Source organism: Streptomyces lunalinharesii (assembly GCF_039532155.1).
Classification (GTDB): Bacteria; Actinomycetota; Actinomycetes; order Streptomycetales; family Streptomycetaceae; genus Streptomyces; species Streptomyces lunalinharesii.
In genome coordinates, this window is record NZ_BAAARK010000054.1 from 1 (window position 1) to 15,090 (window position 15,090).

Annotated in this window: 21 protein-coding genes and 1 riboswitch; of the genes, 18 read left to right on the top strand and 3 right to left on the bottom strand. The window is 73.0% G+C overall.

What is annotated here, in order from left to right; translation table 11 throughout:
* The first annotated feature begins 173 nt into the window (after window positions 1–173).
* From ABD385_RS37680 to ABD385_RS37695, 5 genes are all read left to right on the top strand, one after another.
* Complete coding sequence (locus ABD385_RS37680) at window positions 174–875, top strand: LmeA family phospholipid-binding protein (RefSeq protein WP_344584335.1); 702 nt, start codon at window positions 174–176, stop codon at window positions 873–875.
* 217 nt (window positions 876–1,092) lie between these two features.
* Window positions 1,093–1,200, top strand: a complete 108-nt coding sequence (locus tag ABD385_RS41515) for an Ms5788A family Cys-rich leader peptide (RefSeq protein ID WP_351473977.1) — start codon at window positions 1,093–1,095, stop codon at window positions 1,198–1,200.
* 216 nt (window positions 1,201–1,416) lie between these two features.
* Window positions 1,417–2,262 (top strand): sulfurtransferase, encoded by an 846-nt coding sequence (locus ABD385_RS37685; protein ID WP_344584337.1) that lies wholly within the window; start codon window positions 1,417–1,419, stop codon window positions 2,260–2,262.
* Window positions 2,263–2,303: 41 nt separating this feature from the next.
* Entirely contained in the window at window positions 2,304–2,591 is a 288-nt protein-coding gene (locus tag ABD385_RS37690) for a DUF1416 domain-containing protein (protein WP_016579053.1), read from the top strand.
* A 179-nt stretch (window positions 2,592–2,770) separates the two neighbouring features.
* The gene (locus tag ABD385_RS37695) at window positions 2,771–3,070 is read left to right on the top strand and encodes a DUF3099 domain-containing protein (protein WP_344584338.1); all 300 of its coding nucleotides are present in this window, start codon (window positions 2,771–2,773) and stop codon (window positions 3,068–3,070) included.
* A gap of 43 nt (window positions 3,071–3,113) precedes the next feature.
* Here ABD385_RS37695 and ABD385_RS37700 read toward each other — a convergent pair whose 3' ends face one another.
* Window positions 3,114–3,479, bottom strand: coding sequence for a DsrE family protein (locus ABD385_RS37700; protein ID WP_016574259.1), 366 nt, complete (start codon window positions 3,477–3,479; stop codon window positions 3,114–3,116).
* 349 nt (window positions 3,480–3,828) lie between these two features.
* On the opposite strand from ABD385_RS37700, the gene ABD385_RS37705 reads away from it, so the two are divergent.
* The 6 genes from ABD385_RS37705 (at window position 3,829) to ygfZ (ending at window position 9,132) form a co-directional block, all read left to right on the top strand.
* Window positions 3,829–4,416, top strand: coding sequence for a heme-binding beta-barrel domain-containing protein (locus ABD385_RS37705; RefSeq protein WP_344584340.1), 588 nt, complete (start codon window positions 3,829–3,831; stop codon window positions 4,414–4,416).
* 78 nt (window positions 4,417–4,494) lie between these two features.
* Window positions 4,495–4,578: riboswitch (cobalamin riboswitch) on the top strand.
* Window positions 4,579–4,751: 173 nt separating this feature from the next.
* Entirely contained in the window at window positions 4,752–5,795 is a 1,044-nt protein-coding gene (locus ABD385_RS37710; protein ID WP_344584341.1) for a FecCD family ABC transporter permease, read from the top strand.
* Window positions 5,795–6,589, top strand: a complete 795-nt coding sequence (locus ABD385_RS37715) for an ABC transporter ATP-binding protein (RefSeq protein ID WP_344584343.1) — start codon at window positions 5,795–5,797, stop codon at window positions 6,587–6,589. Before ABD385_RS37710 ends, ABD385_RS37715 begins: the two co-directional genes overlap by 1 nt.
* 17 nt (window positions 6,590–6,606) lie before the next feature.
* The gene (locus ABD385_RS37720; RefSeq protein ID WP_344584345.1) at window positions 6,607–7,644 is read left to right on the top strand and encodes an ABC transporter substrate-binding protein; all 1,038 of its coding nucleotides are present in this window, start codon (window positions 6,607–6,609) and stop codon (window positions 7,642–7,644) included.
* 21 nt (window positions 7,645–7,665) lie between these two features.
* Entirely contained in the window at window positions 7,666–8,121 is a 456-nt protein-coding gene (locus ABD385_RS37725) for a Fur family transcriptional regulator (RefSeq protein WP_344584347.1), read from the top strand.
* A gap of 30 nt (window positions 8,122–8,151) precedes the next feature.
* The gene (gene ygfZ, locus ABD385_RS37730; RefSeq protein ID WP_344584349.1) at window positions 8,152–9,132 is read left to right on the top strand and encodes a CAF17-like 4Fe-4S cluster assembly/insertion protein YgfZ; all 981 of its coding nucleotides are present in this window, start codon (window positions 8,152–8,154) and stop codon (window positions 9,130–9,132) included.
* A 99-nt stretch (window positions 9,133–9,231) separates the two neighbouring features.
* Here the strand turns inward: ygfZ and dtd are convergent, their stop codons facing one another.
* Window positions 9,232–9,657 carry a D-aminoacyl-tRNA deacylase gene (gene dtd / locus ABD385_RS37735; protein ID WP_344584350.1) on the bottom strand — a complete coding sequence of 142 codons (426 nt, stop codon included), beginning with the start codon at window positions 9,655–9,657 and terminating at the stop codon, window positions 9,232–9,234.
* Between the two features lie 170 nt (window positions 9,658–9,827).
* Between dtd and ABD385_RS37740 the strand changes: the two genes are divergently transcribed.
* From ABD385_RS37740 to ABD385_RS37760, 5 genes are all read left to right on the top strand, one after another.
* Window positions 9,828–10,589: an RsiG family protein gene (locus tag ABD385_RS37740; RefSeq protein ID WP_344584351.1), complete on the top strand. Its 762-nt coding sequence runs from the start codon at window positions 9,828–9,830 to the stop codon at window positions 10,587–10,589.
* 88 nt (window positions 10,590–10,677) lie between these two features.
* Window positions 10,678–11,661 (top strand): asparaginase, encoded by a 984-nt coding sequence (locus ABD385_RS37745; RefSeq protein ID WP_344584390.1) that lies wholly within the window; start codon window positions 10,678–10,680, stop codon window positions 11,659–11,661.
* A 212-nt stretch (window positions 11,662–11,873) separates the two neighbouring features.
* Window positions 11,874–12,305, top strand: a complete 432-nt coding sequence (locus ABD385_RS37750; RefSeq protein WP_344584352.1) for an ankyrin repeat domain-containing protein — start codon at window positions 11,874–11,876, stop codon at window positions 12,303–12,305.
* Between the two features lie 126 nt (window positions 12,306–12,431).
* A complete protein-coding gene (locus ABD385_RS37755; RefSeq protein ID WP_344584353.1) occupies window positions 12,432–13,001 on the top strand; it encodes an NADPH-dependent FMN reductase in 570 nt (189 codons plus the stop codon).
* Window positions 13,002–13,095: 94 nt separating this feature from the next.
* Window positions 13,096–13,455 carry a winged helix-turn-helix transcriptional regulator gene (locus ABD385_RS37760; RefSeq protein ID WP_344584354.1) on the top strand — a complete coding sequence of 120 codons (360 nt, stop codon included), beginning with the start codon at window positions 13,096–13,098 and terminating at the stop codon, window positions 13,453–13,455.
* 21 nt (window positions 13,456–13,476) lie between these two features.
* Here ABD385_RS37760 and ABD385_RS37765 read toward each other — a convergent pair whose 3' ends face one another.
* Window positions 13,477–13,899 carry a VOC family protein gene (locus ABD385_RS37765; protein WP_344584356.1) on the bottom strand — a complete coding sequence of 141 codons (423 nt, stop codon included), beginning with the start codon at window positions 13,897–13,899 and terminating at the stop codon, window positions 13,477–13,479.
* Window positions 13,900–14,133: 234 nt separating this feature from the next.
* On the opposite strand from ABD385_RS37765, the gene ABD385_RS37770 reads away from it, so the two are divergent.
* Together ABD385_RS37770 and ABD385_RS37775 are read left to right on the top strand one after the other, a co-directional pair.
* On the top strand, window positions 14,134–14,715 hold the full coding sequence (locus ABD385_RS37770) for a TetR/AcrR family transcriptional regulator (RefSeq protein WP_344584392.1): 582 nt from the start codon (window positions 14,134–14,136) through the stop codon (window positions 14,713–14,715).
* Window positions 14,715–15,089 carry a VOC family protein gene (locus ABD385_RS37775; protein WP_344584358.1) on the top strand — a complete coding sequence of 125 codons (375 nt, stop codon included), beginning with the start codon at window positions 14,715–14,717 and terminating at the stop codon, window positions 15,087–15,089. The genes ABD385_RS37770 and ABD385_RS37775 overlap by 1 nt, the downstream gene beginning before the upstream one ends.
* Window position 15,090: the final 1 nt, after the last annotated feature.

Genomic DNA, 15,090 nt, shown 5'->3' on the forward strand with positions numbered 1-15,090 from the left:
ACAGAACGACATGGCTACGATCCGACTTGCTCGGCACGGCCGCCGCTCCCGTTCGGCCGAGCGGGTCGTCTAGGGTTCCCGGAGCGCGGGCTGGGGGCCCGTGCGTACCGGATCCGGACGAATCGACCGGGCGGGCCCGGGCCCGGACGGTCACAAGTGGGGGTAGTGGAGCGATGCGCGCACTCAAGGTGCTGCTGGTACTCGTCGTCATATTCGGCGGACTGTTCGTCGCGGCCGACCGCGTCGCGGTCAATCTCGCCGAGAGCAAGGCCGCGGACAAGCTCCGCAGCATGCAGGGGATCACCTCGACGCCCGAGGTCTCCATCAAGGGCTTCCCGTTCCTCACCCAGGTCGCCGGGCGGAACCTCGACGAGGTCGACGCCGACCTCGACCACGTGGCGGCCCGCTCCGAGGGGCGGACGCTGACCCTCAAGCACCTCTCGGCGCAGTTCCACGACGTGGCGCTGACCAGCGACTACACCTCCATCGAGGGCGCCGCCTCGGCCACCGCCACCGCGGAGATCAGCTACGCGGACCTGACCAACGCGGCCGGCGGCGGGGTCAAGATCTCCTACGGCGGCGAGAAGAACGGCCGCCCCCAGGTCAAGATCTCCCCGAACATCCCGCTGCTCAGCTCGTTCGACGTCACCGGCACGATCGAGGTCGTCCACGGCGACACCGTGCAGGTGCGGGCCGACGGCATCCCCGGGATGTGCCGTGCGCTGCCCGGCTGCGAGAGCAAGCTGCGCGGCCAGACCGACCACGGTTGGAAGCTGGACCAGCTGCCGGGCAGCCTGAAGCTGGACAAGGTCACCACGACCGCGCAGGGCATCACGGTCGCCGCCTCCGGCACCGACGTGAAGTTCACCGGCTGACCTGCCCCGACGGGTGGCGAACCGCCCCACCGGGCCGCCACCCGTCCACACCCTGAGACACCCCGTTCCGTACGCCAGACCCCCCACCTGCGACGGCGCCCCGAAGGGCGACGCGCGCCCGCTCTCCCGTGGCGCGTATCCCACATCGCGGACAATCACATCTCGGCATTTGACACACCGGTGACATGCCGCGCTCTCCGTCCCTACGATCGGAGCCATGCAGAGCGCATTGAGCGGTCTCCGTCCACGGGGACAAGCGGTATTGACGAAGCGGCGGGCAGTCGACCTGTGCCGCGTCGCCGCCATGCTCTGTCGCCCTGCCTGACGGGCCGTTGGCACCCTCCCCGCGCTCCCCAGGAGCTTCGGGGCACTCCCACCGCCCCCCGGCCGGCCACCCTCACGGCCGTCCTGACGAAATCCCCGCAACAGCGCTGCCCGCCCTGACCGAGCCGCGCCGATCGGGGGTACCCCTGGCCAGAGGCCGGGGGAACGCCCGTGCACCCCTCGAAGCCGCCGTAACTGCCCCGGAGGAGAGAACAACATGAGCCGTAGCGACGTCCTGGTAGACGCCGACTGGGTCGAGGCACACCTGGACGACCCGAAGGTCGTCATCGTCGAGGTCGACGAGGACACCTCGGCCTACGACAAGAACCACATCAAGAACGCCGTCCGGATCGACTGGAAGCAGGACCTCCAGGACCCGGTCCGCCGCGACTTCGTCGACCAGGAGGGCTTCGAGAAGCTCCTCTCGGCGAAGGGCATCGGCAACGACGACACCGTCGTCCTCTACGGCGGCAACAACAACTGGTTCGCCGCCTACGCGTACTGGTACTTCAAGCTCTACGGCCACCAGGGCGTCAAGCTGCTCGACGGCGGCCGCAAGAAGTGGGAGCTGGACTCCCGCGACCTGGTCGACGGCTCCGAGGTCCCCGCCCGCGCCGCCACCGCGTACAAGGCCACCGCGCAGGACACCTCCATCCGTGCCTTCCGCGACGACGTGGTCGCCGCGATCGGCGCCAAGAACCTGGTCGACGTCCGCTCCCCCGACGAGTTCAGCGGCAAGCTGCTGGCCCCCGCCCACCTCCCGCAGGAGCAGTCGCAGCGCCCCGGCCACGTGCCCAGCGCCCGCAACATCCCGTGGTCGAAGAACGCCAACGACGACGGCACCTTCAAGTCGGACGACGAGCTCACCGCCCTCTACGAGCAGGAGTCCGTCGACCTGGCGAAGGACACCATCGCCTACTGCCGGATCGGTGAGCGCTCCGCGCTGACCTGGTTCGTGCTGCACGAGCTGCTCGGCCAGAGCAACGTCAAGAACTACGACGGCTCCTGGACCGAGTACGGCTCGCTGGTCGGCGTCCCGATCGAGCTCGGCGCCAACAAGTAACCCCGAGAGCCCCCTCCTCTACCCCTCAAGGAAGTACCCCCATGTGTGGAGCACAGGCCGGCGGCCCGGACGCCTCGACCATCAAGCCCGGTGAGACCACCATCCAGGGCAGCGTGACCCGCGACGGCGAGCCCGTCACCGGTTACGTCCGCCTGCTGGACAGCACCGGCGAATTCACCGCCGAGGTCCCCACCTCCGCGACCGGACAGTTCCGCTTCTACGCGGCCGAGGGCACCTGGACCGTGCGGGCGCTCGTCCCGGGCGGCACCGCGGACCGTACGGTCGTCGCCCAGAAGGGCGGGCTGGCGGAGGTCGCCATCGCCGTCTGACGGCACGCGTGACGCGGACCCGCGACCCGGGTCCGTCCGGCTGGAGGGCCGCACCCCAGGGGTTTGGACGCCTTGGCTTGAGGGGTGCGGCCCTCCGTGCCGTCCCGGTGCGGCCCACCGCCCGTACGGGCCCTCCCACCGGGCTTCTTTCCGGGGCGCCACGGACTTACCGTGGACTTATGCACGCGCATGCGCACCACCCCCCGACCCCGCCGCAGCGCCGCCACCGCCGGTACTTCGTCCTGATGGGCGCGTGCCTGCTGCTGTTCGTGCTGGCGTGGAGCGTGGTGCGGCTGTGGTCCGTGCCGGCCGCGGTGGCGATGTGCGTCGTCGCCATGGTCATCCCGCCCGTCGCGGCGATCATCGGCAACCGCCGGGAGCCGGGCGAACGCTGGTGGGACGAGTCCGGCGACCCGGAGTCCGACCGCTGGTGGCACGAGCTGGACGACCGCGACGACGACGACCGCCGCCGGAGCTAGCCGCCCGCCCGCGCACCCGGGCCCATCCTTCGGGCCCGCCTCCTCAGTAGACGAGCGCCTGCACGCCGTCCGGCATGATCTCGCTGACGAACAGCTGGGAGCCGGCGATGCCCGCCCCCTCGATCAGGTCCTTCTCCTCGATCCCGCGGCGCGCCGCGCACTGCGTGCACACGGTGATCGCCCCGCCGCCCGCGCGGATCCCCTCGATCAGCTCCGGCAGCGGAGCCGCGTGCGGCAGCTCGAACTCCGCCGCCCGGCCCGGCAGCGCGAACCACACGGACTCCCCGGTCAGCCACAGCGACACCTCGACGCCGCTGGCCACCGCCACCGCCGCCACCGTGAACGCCTGCGAGCACCGTTCGGGCGCGTCCGCGCCCGCCGTCACCTTGATCACGAGCTTCTTCGCCATGGGCCAAGCGTAGGCGCGGTCGGGCGGCCCGGCCGCGCACGCCCTGCGGGAGTCCGGCGACCGGCCGTACCCGCCGCGGCGGACCTCACAGCGCCGCCGCCCGGGGCGCCGACTAGACTCTCAGGCGGTCCGTAACAACCTCACCTCCGCCCAAGGAGCGCGCTCGTGCTTGAGGCATTCTTCACCACCCTGCTGGTTCTGGTCGCCGTCGGCGTGATCGCGTTCGCCGGGCTGACCTGGAAGAAGCTGTACCAGGGCCAGCGCTGACCGCCAGCCTTCCCGTCTCCCGCCGCCCTTCGCAGGAGCGCTTCGCGCGCCGCCTTCGGAGCACTACAGATCGCCTGAGCTCATGATCGAGATTCCGTCCGACCTGAACCCGTCGCTGGTGCCGCTCGCCTTCCTCCTGGGCCGCTGGGAGGGCGCGGGCGTCTTCGACTTCCCCGGCGCCGAGAAGTGCAACTTCGGCCAGGAAGTCGTCTTCGCCCACGACGGCCGTGACTTCCTCGAATACACCTCGCACACCTGGGTGCTCGACAGCGAGGGCAAGCAGGTCCGCCCGCTGGAGACCGAGACCGGCTTCTGGCGGGTCGACGGGGAGCGCAAGGTCGAGGTCGTGATGACCCGTGACCAGGGCGTCGTCGAGATCTGGTACGGCGAGCTGGCCGACCAGAAGCCGCAGATCGACCTGGCCACCGACGCCATCGCGCGGACCGCGGCGGCCGGCCCGTACAGCGGCGGCAAGCGGCTCTACGGCTACGTCAAGGGCGACCTGATGTGGGTCGGCGAGAAGGCCACCCCCGAGGTCGCGCTGCGCCCCTACATGTCCGCGCAGCTGAAGAAGGTCGCCGACCTCAAGGAGTGGGCCGAGAGCCTGCCCGACGACATGCCGGACGGCGTCTCGTTCTTCCGCCCGGACGGCACGCCGTACGAGGGCTGAGGCCGCCCGACCGGGGGCTTCGCCCCCCCCCGCGGCAGACCGCCCGGTCCGCCGCACCACTCCATGACGCGCCCCGCGGGGGAAGTCCGGTGAGAATCCGGCGCTGACCCGCAACGGTAGGCGGACGCCCCGCACGGGGCCGTTCCGCGAGCCCGATCACCCGCGGCGGCGCCGGATCCTCACCAACTCGCCGTGGACTGCGAGGGGATGCCGCGTGGGGCCGCTTCCGGCATCGGCCGGGAAGGGCCCGGGCCCGCCGCTCCTTTCCTCCCCCAGGCTCTCAAGGAGCCGGGGGACCCCCGCGCACACGGCCCGAGCCGAAGGTCTGACCGTCCTTGGCACGTCCCGCCCGCACCCTCCCCCTGGCCACGGTCCTCGCCGTCGTCCTGCTCGGCTCCGTGCTGTGCGGGACCGGCCTCGGCGCCGCCGGCATCGGCTGGCCACAGGTCCTGCACCATCTCGGCGCCGGCCTGACCGGCGGCACCATCCGACCCGACGAGGTCGCCGCCTACACCATCGTGTGGGAGCTGCGGCTGCCCCGCGCGGTGCTCGCCGCCGTGGTCGGCGCCGGGCTCTCCGCCATCGGCGTCGCCGTCCAGGCCCTGGTCCGCAACGCCCTCGCCGACCCGTTCGTGCTCGGCATATCCTCCGGCGCGGCGGTCGGCGCCAACGCCGTCCTGCTCTTCGGGGCGCTCGGCGCGCTCGGCGTCTGGGCGCTGTCGGTCTCGGCCTTCCTCTCCGCCCTGCTCGCGATGGCCCTGGTCTACGCGGCCGCCCGGACCGCCCACGGGCTCACCCCGATGCGGCTGGTGCTGACCGGCACCGCGATGTACTACGGCTTCTCCGCCCTCACCACCTTGATGGTGTTCACCGCCGACCGCGGCGAGGCGGCCCGCTCGGCGATGATGTGGCTGCTCGGCAGCCTCAGCGGGGCCGGCTGGGGCTCCGTCCCGATCGCCGCGCTGGCCGTCGCCGCGGCCCTCGCCCACCTCCTGCTCTCCGCCGGCCGGCTGAACGCCCTGGCCATGGGCGACGAGACCGCCGCCGCGCTGGGCGTGGACCCCGAGCGGCTGCGCCGGGAACTGTTCGTGGTGGCCGCCGCGGCCACCGGCGCGGTGGTCGCGGTCAGCGGCGCGGTCGGCTTCGTCGGGCTGATGGTGCCGCACGCCACCCGGATGCTGGTCGGCGCCGACCACCGCCGGGTGCTGGCCGTCGCCCCGCTGCTGGGCGCGGTGCTGCTGGTCTGGGTGGACCTGCTCTCCCGGGTGCTGCTGGCGCCGGTGGAACTGCCCGTCGGGGTGATCACCGCGGTGATCGGCGTGCCCTGCTTCGTGCTGCTGATGCGGCGGCGCGGCTACACCTTCGGAGGCGGTGCCTGATGCGACTCGACCTCACCGGGGTGTCGGTGGCGGTGGCCGGGCGACGGCTCGTCCACGACATCGACCTGACCGCCGGCAGCGGACGGCTGATCGGGCTCGTCGGCCCCAACGGCAGTGGCAAGTCCACCCTGTTGCGCTGCGTGTACCGGGCGTTGCGCCCGGCCGCCGGCTCGGTCCGGTTGGACGGCACCGACCTGCACGCGCTGCCCGCCCGGGAGGCCGCCCGGCTGCTGGCCGCGCTGCCCCAAGAGGCCGGCACCGACTTCGACTTCACCGCCACCGAGGTCGTCGCGATGGGGCGGCTGCCGCACCAGCGCGGGTCCGGTCGGGCCAGCGCCGCCGACCGCGAGGTCTGCGACCGGGCGCTGGCCCGCGTCGGGGCCGCGCACCTCGCCGAACGCGGCTTCCTGGCCCTGTCCGGCGGCGAGAAGCAACGGGTGCTGCTGGCCCGCGCGCTCGCCCAGGAACCGCGGGTGCTGGTCCTCGACGAACCCACCAACCACCTGGACATCGCGCAGCAGTTGGAGGTGCTGGCGCTGGTCCGCGACGGGGCCGGGAGCGGGCCCGGCCAACGCCCGACCGTGCTGACCGCGCTGCACGACCTGAACCTGGCCGCCGTGCACTGCGACGAGCTGTACGTCCTTGCCGCCGGCCGGATCGTCGCCGCCGGCCCGCCGCACGACGTGCTCACCGCCGAGCTGCTGGCCGAGGTCTTCGGCGTCCGCGCGCACCGCGTGCACCACCCCGAAACCGGCGCCGTCCAGCTGCTGTTCGACCGCCTGCCCGCCTCCTGAGCACCCCGAGGACCCCCATGCCGACCGCCCCGACCGCCACCCGCCGCCTCCGCCCGGCCGCCCTCCTCGCCGCCCTGGCCCTCGCCCTCACCGGCTGCGGCGCCCGGGTCGCCGAGGAGCCCACCGACGCCCACGACGACCGGGCCTCCGCCCACTACCCGGTCACGGTCACCAACTGCGGCGTCCGGACCACCTACCAGCAGGCGCCGCGCCGCGTGGTCACCAACGACGTCGGCATCACCGAGATCATGTTCGCGCTGGGCCTGGAGGACCGGATGGCCGGTTACGTCATGCCCGACGACAAGGGCGACCTGACCAAGGTTCCCTGGAAGGCCGCCTACGACAAGGTCCCCTGGCTGTCGAAGAAGGCCATCACCAAGGAGATCGCCCTGGACGCCAGGGCCGACCTGGTCTTCGCCGGCTGGAATTACGGCTTCGGCGAGGGCAGCGGCGTCACCCCCGCCGCCCTTGAGAAGCTGGGCATCGGCGCGTACGTGCTCACCGAGTCCTGCCACAACGCCACGGGCTCCGGCGCGCGCGGCGTGATGCCGCCGCTGGACGCGCTCTACACCGACCTCGCCACCCTCGGGAAGCTCTTCGACGTCGAGGACCGCGCCCAGGCCCTGATCCGCACGTACAAGAAGCAGGTCGCCGACGCCGCCGCGAAGGTGCCGGCGCACCGCCCGACCGTCTTCCTCTACGACGACGGCCGGGACAAGCCGCTGACCGCCGGCAAGTACGCCGGCCCGCACGACATCATCACCAAGGCCGGCGGCGACCACGTGATGAAGGACCTCAAGGACTCCTGGACCACCGTCGGCTGGGAGACCGTCGTCGCCCGCGACCCCGACGTGATCGTCATCAACAACTACGGCGACACCACCGCCGCCCAGAAGAAGGCGTTCTTGGAGTCCTACGCCCCGCTCGCGAACGTCTCGGCGATCAAGCACCACCGGATCTACGTGATGGACTACGCCGAACTCGTCGAAAGTCCCCGCAACCCCACCGCCATCAGCGACCTCGCCCACTATCTGCGGGGCGTGCACACCGACTGACCGCCCTCCTACACTGGCCGTGTGGTGACCACCGACTGGCAGAGCGACCTCCGCAGGCGCGGGTACCGACTGACGCCGCAGCGGCAACTGGTGCTGGAGGCGGTGGACAGGCTGGAGCACGCCACCCCCGACGACATCCTCACCGAGGTGCGGAAGACCGCCGGCGGCATCAACATCTCCACCGTCTACCGCACCCTGGAGTTGCTGGAGGAGCTGGCGCTGGTCAGCCACGCCCACCTCGGGCACGGCGCGCCCACCTACCACCTCGCCGACCGCCACCACCACATCCACCTGGTGTGCCGGGACTGCACCGAGGTCATCGAGGCGGACCTGTCGGTCGCCGAGCCGTTCGTGACCACCCTGCGCGAGCGGTTCGGCTTTGACACCGACATGAAGCACTTCGCGATCTTCGGCCGGTGCGCCGCCTGCACCGACCGGGCCGCGCGGGGCGACGGTGCCGACGAGGGGCCCGGGTAGCCCCGCGCCCTCTGGTCGTAGGCTGAGTGCATGCTGCGACATTCATCCGCCAGCCCCCTGCTGTCGCTGCCCGGCGCCGTCCCCGCCGAGGCCCCCGACGACGGCGTCGCCGGGCACTACGGCGACCTGTTCCGGGAGCAGCGCGCGCTCGCCGACGGCTCCGGCTTCGTGGACCTCTCGCACCGCGGCGTGGTCACCGTCCGCGGCGCCGAACGGCTCAGTTGGCTGCACCTGCTGCTGACCCAACACGTCAGCGAACTCCCGCCCGGCCAGGCCACCGAGGCGCTGGTCCTCTCCGCGCACGGCCACGTCGAGCACGCCGTCTACCTGGTCGACGACGGCGAGACGACCTGGATGCACACCGAACCCGGCCAGCAGGAGGCGCTGATCGCCTACCTGGAGAGCATGAAGTTCTTCTACCGGGTCGAGGTGGCCGACCGCACCGACGACTTCGCCGTCGTGTACCTCCCGGCCGGCTCGATCACCGAGGCGCCCGAGGGCGCCGTCGTCCGGGAGACCCCGCACGGCCGCGACCTCTTCCTGCCCCGCGCCGCGCTGGAGTCCTTCGCCGCGGCCCACGGCCCCGCGATCGGCGTCCTCGCCCTGGAGGCGCTGCGGGTCGAGGCGCACCGCCCGCGGCTGGGCCTGGAGACCGACCACCGCACCATCCCGCACGAGGTCGGCTGGATCGGCAGCGCGGTCCACCTCCAAAAGGGCTGCTACCGCGGTCAGGAGACCGTCGCCCGGGTCCACAACCTCGGCAAGCCGCCGCGTCGCCTGGTCTTCCTCCACCTCGACGGCAGCGAGGTCCACCTACCGCCGCACGGGACGCCGATCCGGCTGGCCGCGGACGGCGCGGAGGGCCGCCAACTGGGCTTCGTCACCACCGCGGTCCGCCACCACGAACTCGGCCCGATCGCGCTGGCCCTGGTCAAGCGCAACGTGCCGGTCGACGCCCCGCTGCTCGCCGGCGGCACCGCGGCGGCCCAGGAGGTCGTCGTCGAGCCGTGAGGGCCCCCAGGGCGCGCCCGCGGGCCTGATCGGGCCTCCCCAGGGCCCGGGGGCCCGGCGCCGGGCCGGGCGTGCCCGTGGGAGGGGCCGGGCGGCCCCTCAGACCTCCAGCAGCACCGTGAAGGGCCCGTCGTTCGTCAGGGACACCTTCATGTCCGCGCCGAACCGCCCGGTCCCCACCTGCGCGCCCAACGCCCGCAGCTGGGCGACCACCTCGTCGACCAGCGGTTCGGCGACCGGGCCCGGTGCGGCGGCCTGCCAGGTGGGGCGACGGCCCTTGCGCGCGTCACCGTAGAGGGTGAACTGGCTGATCACCAGCAGCGGCGCCCCGTCGTCCGAGCAGGACTTCTCGCCCTGGAGGATCCGCACCGACCACAGCTTCCGGGCCAGCTGGGCGGCCTTCTCCGGGGTGTCGTCGTGCGTGACGCCCACCAGAGCGCACAGCCCCTCCCCGACGATCTCGCCGACCGTCTCGCCGGCCACCTCGACGCGTGCGCCGTTCACCCTCTGCACCACAGCTCGCATACCCGTCATCATGCCGGGCCGCCGCGCCGCCCCGCCGTGGGTACCCCCACAAGGGCCGTTCGAGTGCCATGGCCCTGCACACGGACCTCACAGAGTGGCACGATGCGTGCACGCGGTGCGTTTCACGGACAACATGCCCTGGATGCGGCACCGGACGAGGGGAACGATCCATGACCACACTCGGCGCCGGACAGACACCCGGCCCCGTGCCAACCGCCCGAACGGCACCGGCAGGCGGCCCGTCGCCGGCCCGTCCCACCCCACCGTCCGGCCGCCCGAGACCGGCCGCCCCGGAGACCCCGATCGCCCCGGAGCCCCCGCACGCCCTGACGACCACCACCCCGGCGCCGGCTCCCGACGAGCCCGCCCGTACCGAGGACGACCCCATGCTCCAGGCCGGCCAGGCATCCACCGCCCGCCCCCCGCAGCAGCGCGACCGCTTCCGCCCCACCGGGCCACCCGAACTGTCCGGGCTGAGCCTGCCCGAGCTGCGCGTGGTGCGCCGCGACTGCCAGCAGCAGGAAGCCGACCTCAGCTACCTGCGGCGCCTGCTCCAAGGGCGGATCGACATCCTCCGTGCCGAGATCGCGCGCCGCACCGGATCGCACTCGCCGCTGCTCGACCGACTGCCCGAGATCCTCACCGACCTGCCGTCGCGCCAGCGCTCGTCCGCCCGGCACGTGACGCTCGGCACCCCGCACGGCGAGGAGTGCCGCCGGCTCGCCGACGAGATGCTCGGCGAGGTCGAGCTGTCGGACCTCACGGCCCGTACGGACGAGGAGCTGCACGAGGCGATGGGGCGGCTGATCCGCTACGAACGGCAGATCTCGCAGCGGCGCCAGTCCCTCCAGCACACGACCGACGATTGCAGTGCCGAAATCGCCCGCAGGTACCGTGAAGGCGAAGCACAAGTAGACGACCTGCTGTCCTGAACGGCCACGAGCCGCCTTCCGGGCGCGGGTCCCGTCCCCCGGAAGGCCGGCCGTGACCTCGTCGGAGACCTCGTCCTCGTCCACCCCGATATCCGAGCAGTCGTCGTCCGCGGCGGCCGCCGCGCCGTCGGTCCCGTCGCCGGTCCTCGCCGAGGTGGTGCGCTCCGGCTTCGTCGAGGGGCGGCACCGCGGTTCGCTGGTGGTCCTGGCCGCCGACGGGAGCGTCGAGCGGGCCCTCGGTGACGTCACCGCGCCGGTCTTCCCCCGGTCGACGAACAAGCCGATGCAGGCCGCGGCGATCCTGCGGGCGGGGCTGGAGCTGTCCGGGGAGCGGCTGGCGCTGGCCGCGGCGAGCCACTCCGGCGAGCCGTTCCACCTCGACCTGGTGCGGACCATGCTGGCCGAGCACGGGCTCGCCGCCGAGCAGCTCCAGGCCCCGCCGGACCTGCCGCTGGACCCGGAGGAGGCGGAGCGCTACCTCGCCGCCGGTCACGTCCGGGACCGGCTCACCATGAACTGTTCGGGCAAGCACACCGCGATGCTCGCGGTCTGCGCGCTCAACGGGTGGCCGCTGGAGTCGTACCTGGAGCAGGACCACCCGCTCCAGCAGCTGATCCTGGACGTCGTGCGCACCGCGGGCGGCGAGGAGGTCGCCCACATCGGCACCGACGGGTGCGGGGCGCCGCTGATGTCGCTGTCGCTGACCGGGCTGGCGCGGGCCTACCGGCACTTCGTCCTGGCGGAGCCGGGGACGGCGGAGCGGCGGGTGGCCGACGCGATGCGGGCGCACCCCGAGTACGTCGCGGGCACCCGGCGGCCGGACACCTGGCTGATGCGGGCCCTGCCGGGCACGCTCTCCAAGATGGGCGCCGAGGCGGTGCAGGCGTTGGCCCTGCCCGACGGCCGGGCCCTGGCCTTCAAGATCGACGACGGTGCCACCCGCACGCTGGGCCCGGTGCTGGCCCGGGTCCTGCGGGAGATGGGCGTGGACGATCCGGTGCTGGCGCGGATCGAGGACGTGCCGCTGCACGGGGGCGGCAGCCGGGTGGGCGAGATCCGCGCGGCGTTCTGACGGCGCCGCGGCGGCGGGCTGCCCGGGAGGGTCCGCCGCCGCCGGCCGTCCGGCGGGGGCGGTCGGTGCGTCGTTCCTCGTGGGAAGTGCTGGTCATTGGGGTGGGTTCGGTGGGATCCGCGACCCGGCGTCCGCGGCGTGGGGGGCCGGGGAAACCTAGAGTGGCGGTGCATGCGGAACACACCCACCACCACAGCAGGAGGCCGGCGACCATGAGCGACGCGAATTCCGAGCCGCAGGGACCCGAGGCGATCGAGCACGCGCACGACCCCGAGGTGCTGCAGCTCGCGGCCAAGGTGTTCGATCTGGCGCGGCACGGTGACACCGACACCGTCGCCGCCTACGTGGACGCGGGGGTGCCCGCCAACCTCACGAACGACAAGGGCGACTCCCTGGTGATGCTCGCCGCCTACCACGGCCACCCGGACACCGTGGAGGCCCTGTTGCAGCGGGGCGGCGATGCGGACCGCGCCAACGACCGCGGGCAAACCCCCCTCGCGGGCGCGGTGTTCAAGGGTGAGGACGAGGTGGTGAAGGTCCTGCTGGCGCACGGCGCCGATCCGGCGGCCGGGACCCCGTCGGCGATCGATACGGCCCGGATGTTCCAGAAGGCGGAGTTGCTGGAGCTGTTCGGCGCGCAGTGACGCCCCGGTACGCAAGGGTCGTCAGGGGGCGGGTCACCCCTCCTCGCCCCCGCGCGCTTGACCTCAACTTTAATTGAGGTCCTACCTTTGGGGTCGTCGCACTCACTCCGCCACGAAGGGCCTCGCATGTCCGCAGCGCGCTACACCCTCGCCGTCATCGTCGGAAGCACCCGGGAGGGCCGCTTCGCCCCGGTCGTCACCGAGTGGTTCACCCGGCACGTCAGCGCCTCCCACCCGCACGTCACCGTCGACGTCGTCGACCTGGACGCCGTCCGGCCCTACGAACTCCGGCACGGCAGCGAGGAGTTCATCGCGTACGCCAAGCGCATCGAGCAGGCGGACGCGTTCGTGGTGATCACGCCGGAGTACAACCACTCCTTCCCGGCCCCGCTCAAGCACGCCGTGGACCTGCTGCGCGCCGAGTGGCAGGCCAAGCCGGTCGGCTTCGTCTCGTACGGCGGGATCTCCGGCGGCCTGCGCGCCGTCGAGCAACTGCGGCTGGTCTTCGCCGAGTTGCACGCCACGACGGTGCGCGAGACGGTGAGCTTCGCGCTGACCGCCGGCCCGTTCGACGAGCAGGGCCAGCTGCGCGAGCCGGCCGGGCCCGCCCAGGCCGCCGACGCCCTGCTGAACCAGCTGGAGTGGTGGGCCGTGGCCCTGCGGGAGGCGCGCACCGCCCGCCCGTACGGCAACTGAGGCCGCCCCGGAGCCGATCGTCGATACTGGACGCGGCGCGGCGCGTGCGGACGCGCCCGGACGGTGCGTCACGGGGGAAGCGGAGGGGGTTGGCGTGAGCGGGCGGAAGGGCCCTTACGCGTGCGGGCTGGACGCCGCCGTGGACGTCATCGGCGGCAAGTGGAAGGTCCTGCTCCTGTGGGCGCTGGGCCAAGGTCCCCGACGGTTCGGCCAGTTGCGCCGGGAGTTGCCGGGGGTCAGCGAGAAGGTGCTGTCCCAGCAGCTGCGCGAGTTGGAGGCCGACGGCATCGTCCACCGCGAGGTGTTCGACCAGGTGCCGCCGAAGGTCGAGTACGCGCTGACCGGGCGCGGCGCGTCCCTCAACGACGCGCTCGCCCCGTTGGGCGCCTGGGGGCGCACGCACCTGGCCCACCTGGAGGCCACCCATCCGCAGCGCCATCCGGACGCGGGGTGATCCGGGGCGGGACGGCAGGGGTCAGGAGCCGCCCGCAGGGTCCGTCGCACCTTGCTGGACGGCCCAGCCGTTCCCGTCCGGGTCGTTGAAGTAGACGAACGAGTTCCAGGCCCCGCCGGGGCCGTCGGTCAGCGCCCCGTCCGCCACGTGCTGGACGGGGCCGACCGGCACTCCGCGGGCGAGCAACTCGCCGCGGGCCGCGGCCACGTCGGGCACCACCAGTTGCACCCCCTGCACGGACCCGGGCCGCACCGGCGTCACCCCGTCGCCGCCGCCCAGGACGATCGAGCAGCCCGAGCCGGGCGGGGTCAGCTGGACGATCCGTGCGCCGCCGTCGAGCCGGAGGTCGAGGTCGACGACGAAGCCCACCTGTTCGTTGTAGAAGCGCTTCGCGCGCTCCACGTCGCTCACCGGAATCGGCACCAGTTCGAGCTTCCATTCCATGGTGCGCCGCCCCTCGGGGTCGTGCCGACCGTCGGAACCCCGGTCGCCGCTCGGCAGTCGGTCACCTCCCAGAAGTCTAAGGACGGCTGTCCGGGTGCGCCTCCTCCGCACGACCCATTGACGGAGTGAGCACTCACTCCGTAGCGTGGCGGCATGTCCTCATCCGCAGCTGCCCCCGAGAGCCGGCCCACCCGCCGCCGGGCGCCCGGCATGAACGTCGAGCAGCGCCGCGCCATGATCGTCGCGGCCGCCCTGCCGCTGGTCGCGGAGCACGGGGCGGCCGTCACCACCAGCCAGATCGCCCGCGCCGCCGGCATCGGCGAGGCCACGGTCTTCCGCGCGTTCCAGGACAAGGACGCGCTGCTGGACGCCTGCGTGGCCGAGGCGGTGGGCGTCGACCACGTCCTGCGCGAACTCGCCTCCGTCCCGCTCGACGAGCCGCTGACCGTCCGCCTCACCGAGGCCGCCGAGGCGCTCTGCGCCCACCTGGAGCGCATGGGCACCGTCATCGGCAGCCTCTACGCCTCCGGGCACCGTCGCGACCGCACGCACCCGCCGGCGGCACGGGCGGACGGCGAGCCCCCCGAGGACGGGCGGACCCGGTCCTTCCGCGTCCTCCAGGACGCCGTCGTCGAACTGATCGAACCGGACCGGGAGCGGCTGCGGCTGGCCCCGGAGCGGGTCGCCGCCGCCTTTTTGGGCCTGCTCTTCAGCCGCCTGCCCGCCCGGGGCGGCGCGGGCAGCGCACCGCTCGCCCCCGAGGAGCTCATCTCCGTACTGCTGCATGGGACCCTCGCCGACCCCGGGAGCGCCTGATGCCCGTCACCCTCAACCACACCATCGTCCCGGCCGCCGACCACCGTGCGGCGGCCCGCTTCTTCGCCACCGTCATGGGGCTGGCGGAACTCCCGCCGGCCGGCCGCAACGGGCACTTCGCCCCGGTGAGGGTGAACGGGACGCTCACCCTCGACTTCATGGCCGTGCCGGACGCCGAGGGCCACCACCTGGCCTTCGACGTCGATCCGGCGACGTTCGACGGGATCCTCGCCCGGCTCCGGGCGGCCGACGTCCCGTACGGCAGCCAGCCGGACCAACCCGACAACGGCCGGACCGACCACCCGCTGTGCGCCCGCGGGCTGTTCTTCACCGACGCCGACGGCAACCTGTACGAGGTGATGTCGCCGGCGTGAG